The organism is Pseudomonas edaphica (genome assembly GCF_005863185.1).
Lineage (GTDB): Bacteria > Pseudomonadota > Gammaproteobacteria > Pseudomonadales > Pseudomonadaceae > Aquipseudomonas > Aquipseudomonas edaphica.
Genome location: NZ_VBVZ01000411.1, coordinates 1 through 5,579, shown reverse-complemented (window position 1 = coordinate 5,579; position 5,579 = coordinate 1). Strand labels below are relative to the sequence as shown.

Annotated in this window: 5 protein-coding genes; 4 read left to right on the top strand and 1 reads right to left on the bottom strand. The window is 60.9% G+C overall.

The window, feature by feature from the left end; translation table 11 throughout:
• Nucleotides 1-150 precede the first annotated feature (150 nt).
• Together FEM54_RS22800 and FEM54_RS22795 are read left to right on the top strand one after the other, a co-directional pair.
• Nucleotides 151-732, top strand: a complete 582-nt coding sequence (locus FEM54_RS22800; RefSeq protein WP_017137264.1) for a YceI family protein — start codon at nt 151-153, stop codon at nt 730-732.
• A gap of 1 nt (nt 733) precedes the next feature.
• Nucleotides 734-1,891, top strand: coding sequence for a phospholipase D-like domain-containing protein (locus FEM54_RS22795; protein ID WP_099548607.1), 1,158 nt, complete (start codon nt 734-736; stop codon nt 1,889-1,891).
• Nucleotides 1,892-2,036: 145 nt separating this feature from the next.
• On the opposite strand, the gene bglX is transcribed toward FEM54_RS22795, so the two are convergent.
• Nucleotides 2,037-4,328: a beta-glucosidase BglX gene (bglX, locus tag FEM54_RS22790; protein WP_017137265.1), complete on the bottom strand. Its 2,292-nt coding sequence runs from the start codon at nt 4,326-4,328 to the stop codon at nt 2,037-2,039.
• A 241-nt stretch (nt 4,329-4,569) separates the two neighbouring features.
• Here bglX and FEM54_RS22785 point away from each other — a divergent pair, with 241 nt between their 5' ends.
• Together FEM54_RS22785 and FEM54_RS22780 are read left to right on the top strand one after the other, a co-directional pair.
• Nucleotides 4,570-5,181, top strand: coding sequence for a LemA family protein (locus tag FEM54_RS22785; RefSeq protein WP_017137266.1), 612 nt, complete (start codon nt 4,570-4,572; stop codon nt 5,179-5,181).
• Between the two features lie 18 nt (nt 5,182-5,199).
• Nucleotides 5,200-5,579, top strand: a 380-nt coding sequence (locus FEM54_RS22780; RefSeq protein WP_171045886.1) for a TPM domain-containing protein, incomplete at its 3' end; no start/stop codon positions are given.

The window sequence follows — 5,579 nt, the reverse complement described above, 5'->3', positions numbered from 1 at the left end:
GCTTCGCAGCCCAACGCAGGGCAAGCCTGCTCGCCACAGGGGTTTGGCTGCCTTGAAAAATTGTGCAGATACCCGGCTCCCACATTGGATTTGCGCCGCTTGTGAGATTGCGCTTAAGGTTCGTGCAGGTTTTTTGCCCCATGAGTTTCTATGTTCAATCTCAAACCCCTGGCCTTCACGCTGTTGACGTGCGCCGCCTTGCCTGCCCACGCCGACTGGTACCTGGATAACGAATCCTCGCGCCTGTCGTTCGTCACCACCAAGAACACCGAGATTGCCGAGGTGCATCGTTTCCTGGTGTTGCACGGCAAGGTCGACAGCAAAGGCGCGGCGCAGCTTGAGGTCGAGATGGAGTCGATCAACAGCGGCATCCCGCTGCGCGATGAGCGCATGCGCAATGACCTGTTCCAGATCAAGGCCTTCCCCGAAGCGCTGATCAGCGCGCAGATTAATCTGCAACCGATCAATGACCTGGCCCCAGGCGCGCAAATTGAGTTGCGCCTGCCACTGTCGGTGACTTTGCATGGCAAGACCCAAACCTACAGCGCCGAACTGCTCGCCACACGCCTGGATGATCGACGCTTCCAGGTGGTAACCCTGGAACCTGTGGTGCTGCATGCCGAGGATTTCGATTTGGTGCCGGGTGTGGCGGCACTGCGCAAGGCGGCCGGCTTGGCGTCGATCAGTTTGTCGGTGCCGGTCGGTGCGGTGCTGATTTTCACGGCGCGCTGACGTGAGCGGCGCAGTGTTCCCGTGGCGCAGCGCCAACCGCTTCGAGTTGCTGATCGACGGCCCGAGTTTCTTCCCGCAGATGCTGGTGGGTATTGCCCGGGCCGAGCGCCAGGTCGATCTGGAGTTGTACCTGGTGGAGGCGGGTGCTTGCGCTGAAGCCATGGTGCAAGCGTTGGTGCAAGCCGCCGAGCGCGGCGTGCAGGTGCGCTGCCTGTTTGATGATTACGGCAGCCTGGCCTTCACGCTGGGCCTGCGTAAGCGCCTCACCGACGCGGGCGTGCAACTGCGCTTCTACAATCGCCTGAGCTGGCGCCGTTGGATGCGTAACCTGTACCGCGACCATCGCAAACTGTTGCTGATTGATCAGGGCATCGCCGTGGTCGGCGGCACGGGCGTTACCGATGAGTTCTGGACGCCAGGGCAAGACACCGCCGACTGGCATGAAGTGATGGTGCAGATCAGCGGCCCGTTGGTGCTGGACTGGCAGGCGTTGTTCGACCGCCAATGGCATGCCAACGCGGCGCGCCGTGAGTGGAAACCCGCCACCCATTTCGGTTTGCCGCGCTTGCCCAAGGTGCCGGCCACCGGGCCTGGCCTGGGGCGCGTGGCGTATGCCGATGCTCGTCAGCACCGCGATATTTTGCAGTCGCTGATCCGCGCGCTGAACAGCAGCAAGACGCGCATCTGGCTGGCCACCCCGTATTTTCTACCGACCTGGAGCGTGCGCCGTGCGTTGCGCCGCGCAGCCGGGCGTGGCGTGGATGTGCGTTTATTGCTGACCGGCCCGCGCACCGATCACCCTTCAGTGCGCTACGCCGGGCACCGTTATTACCCACGGTTGTTGCGCGCAGGCGTGCAGATCTTTGAATACCAGCCGTGTTTTTTGCACCTGAAAATGGTGCTGGTGGACGACTGGGTGAGCGTTGGCTCGTGCAATTTCGACCACTGGAATTTGCGCTTTAACCTGGAGGCTAACCTGGAAGCGCTCGACCCAGAATTGACGGCAGCGGTGGTGGGCAGTTTCGAGGGTGATTTTGCCAAGAGCCAGGCGGTGAGCCTGGCGGCCTGGAAGGCGCGGCCACTGTGGCGGCGGGTGAAGCAGCGGGTGTGGGGCTGGATTGATCGGTTGGTGGTCAACCTGCTGGATCGGCGGGGGTAGCCGCATCACTTAGATCAAATGTGGGAGCTGGCTTGCCTGCGAAAGCATCACCTCAGTACACCTGACACACCGAGGTGCCTGCATCGCAGGCAAGCCAGCTCCCACAAAAGCCAGCTTCCACACTGACCGCATTTACAGTTTTAGATCAGAGCAGTTCAAACGTCTGCTGCTGCACATCCTGGGAGTCCAACCCGATCTGCACATTGAACTCGCCCGGTTCCGCCGCGAACTTGAGTTGAGTGTTGTAGAACTTCAAGTCTTCCTCGCTGATGGTGAAGTGCAAAGTGCGCTCTTCACCGGCCTTGAGCATGACTTTCTGGAAGTTCTTCAGCTCTTTAACCGGGCGGATCATCGAGCCGGCCACGTCCTGGATGTACAACTGCACTACGGTTTCGCCATCGACTTTACCGGTGTTCTTCACGGTGACGCTGGCATCAAGCTTGCCGGTCTTGTTCAGGGTGGTGGACGACAGCGCCATGTCCGACAGGCTGAACGTGGTGTAGCTCAAGCCATAACCGAACGGGAACAGCGGCCCGGTGACGTCATCGAAGTACTGCGAGGTGTAGTTGCCCGGCTTGCCTGGGGTGAACGGCCGGCCGATGCTCAGGTGGTTGTAGTAGGTTGGAATCTGCCCCACCGACCGCGGGAAGGTGATCGGCAGCTTGCCCGATGGGTTGTAGTCACCGAACAGCACGTCGGCGATGGCGTTGCCGCCTTCAGTGCCGGCAAACCAGGTTTCCAGGATCGCGTCAGCCTCTTTGTTTTCATCCACAATCGACAGCGGGCGGCCGTTCATCAGCACCAAGACCAGCGGTTTGCCGGTGGCTTTGAGCGCCTTGATCAGGTCGCGCTGGCTTTGCGGGATGTTCAGGTCGGTGCGGCTGGAAGACTCGTGGGACATGCCACGGGACTCGCCCACGGCGGCGACCACTACGTCGGCTGCCTTGGCGGCCTTGACCGCTTCGTCGATCATCACCTGGGCTGGGCGGGTGTCATCGACCACTTCCGGCGCATCGAAGTTGAGGAAGTTGAGGTAGTCGACCACGGCCTTGTCATTGGTGATGTTGGCGCCACGGGCGTAGATGATTTTGCCTTTGTCGCCGATTACAGCGTTCATGCCGTCCAGCAGCGTGACGGATTGTTCAGGCTTACCGGCGGCGGCCCAACTGCCCATCATGTCGATCGGGGCCTTGGCCAGCGGGCCTACCAGGGCGATGGTCGCGGATTTTTTCAGCGGCAGGGTGTTGTTGTGGTTTTTCAGCAAGACCTGGCTGCGGCGTGCAATATCGCGCGCATCGCTGCGGTGCAGGCGGCTGTCGGCATAGGTGTCGGCCGGGTCATCTTCAGCCTTGCCGATGCGCAGGTACGGGTCTTTGAACAGGCCCATGTCGTACTTGGCGCCGAGCACTTCGCGCACCGCATTGTCGATGTCGCTTTGCTCGATTTCGCCGGATTTGAGCAGGCCGGGCAATTCCTTGCCGTACAGCGAGTCGTTCATGCTCATGTCGATGCCGGCCTTGATCGCCAGCTTGGCAGCCTCACGCCCGTCCTTGGCCACGCCGTGCTTGATCAGCTCGAAGATCGCGCCATGGTCGCTCACGGCCAAACCTTTGAAGCCCCAGTCCTTGCGCAACAGGTCGTTCATCAGCCAGGTGTTGGCGGTGGCCGGTACGCCGTTGATCGAGTTGAGCGCCACCATCACGCCGCCGGAACCGGCCTTGATCGCCGCGTGGTACGGCGGCAGGTAGTCCTGGTACATCTTGACCGGGCTCATGTCGACCACGTTGTAGTCGCGACCGCCTTCCACCGCGCCATACAGGGCGAAGTGCTTGACGCTGGCCATGATGCTGTCGGCATTTGCCGGGCTTACGCCCTGGAACGCCTTGACCATCACTTCAGCAATGCGTGAGACCAGGTAGGTGTCTTCACCAAAACCTTCGGAGGTGCGGCCCCAGCGCGGGTCGCGGGAAATGTCGACCATCGGCGCAAAGGTGATGTCGAGGCTGTCGGCGGCGGCTTCCTGGGCGGCGATGCGCCCGGAGCGGCCGATGGCGTCCATGTCCCAGCTGGAGGCCAGGGCCAGGCTGATCGGGAAGATGGTGCGGTGGCCGTGGATCACGTCATAGGCGAAGAACATCGGGATCTTCAACCGGCTGCGCATGGCCGCGTCCTGCATCGGACGGTTTTCCGGGCGGGTGATCGAGTTGAACGTGCCGCCGATGCGGCCGGCGGCGATTTCCTTGCGGATCAGCTCGCGGGGCATTTCCGGGCCGATGCTGATCAGGCGCAATTGGCCGATCTTTTCATCCAGGGTCATCTGCTTGAGCAGGTCGCTGACGAAGGCGTCCTTGTCTTTAAGCGCAGCAGGCTTTGTTTCTGCCCAGACGGGGTGGGTGGCCAGAGTGGCAACAAGGCCGAGCAAACACAGCTTTTTCATGAATATCCTTTTTCGGCTACTGCACAGCGAAAATGCGCTGGTCTGCCAAAATGTGGGGGAACCTATGTTGTTGTTCGAGTGTTATTGCAGTAAATGCACCACACTTGTGAACTCTTATTCGCGCTGGGCATCTTTTTAGCTGATTGGCTCGACGCAATCCAGTGGTGGCGGATTATGCCCCAAGCGCGCGGTTTATAGGGTTAGTCGTCACATTCCATCCAGATTGGGCAGGAGAAACACTATGCAAGCAGCACAACATTACCGCTGGGGCTTCAAGGCCGCGGCTTTGCTACTGATCAGCACGGTGCTGAGCGGTTGCGGCATCAACACCATTCCGACCCTGGACGAACAGGCCAAGGCGGCCTGGGGCCAGGTGCAAAACCAATACCAACGCCGCGCCGACCTGATTCCCAACCTGGTGGAAGTGGTCAAGGGCTATGCGGCCCATGAGCAAGACACCCTCACCGCTGTGATTGAGGCGCGGGCCAAGGCCACCTCGATCCAAGTGGATGCCAGCACCCTCGACAACCCCGAGAAGCTCAAGCAGTTCCAACAGGCTCAAGACGGTTTGAGCGGCGCACTCAGCCGTCTGATGGTGGTGTCCGAGCGTTACCCGGACCTCAAAGCCAACCAGAACTTCCTGGCGTTGCAGTCTCAGCTTGAAGGCACCGAAAACCGTATTGCCGTGGCCCGTCGCGACTTTATCCAGGCGGTGCAGGCTTACAACACCGAGATCCGCACCTTCCCCGGCCGCCTGTGGCATAGCGTGATGTACAGCGACTTGCCGATCCGCGCCACGTTTGAAGCCACCAGTGCCGACGCCGATAAAGCGCCGCAAGTGAAGTTCAAATAAGGCTTCTCTGAGGTGTCGATGCGTTTATTACGGATAGGCTTGGCGCTGTGGCTGCTGGCCTGCGTGGGCGTGGCCCAGGCGGCGCTGACCTTCCCGGCCTTGACCGGGCGGGTGGTGGACACCGCGCAGATGATCGAGCCGGCGGTACGTGCGCAACTGACCCAGCAATTGCAGGCGCTGGAGCAAACCTCGGGTGACCAGATCGTGGTGGTCACTGTGCCTGACCTGCAGGGCGTGCCCATTGAGGACTACGGTTATCAATTGGGCCGCCAGTGGGGCATCGGCCAAAAGGGCAAGGACAACGGCGCGCTGTTGATCGTCGCCCGTGATGAGCGCAAATTGCGCATCGAAGTCGGCTATGGCCTCGAAGGCGTGCTGACCGATGCGCAGTCGTGGGT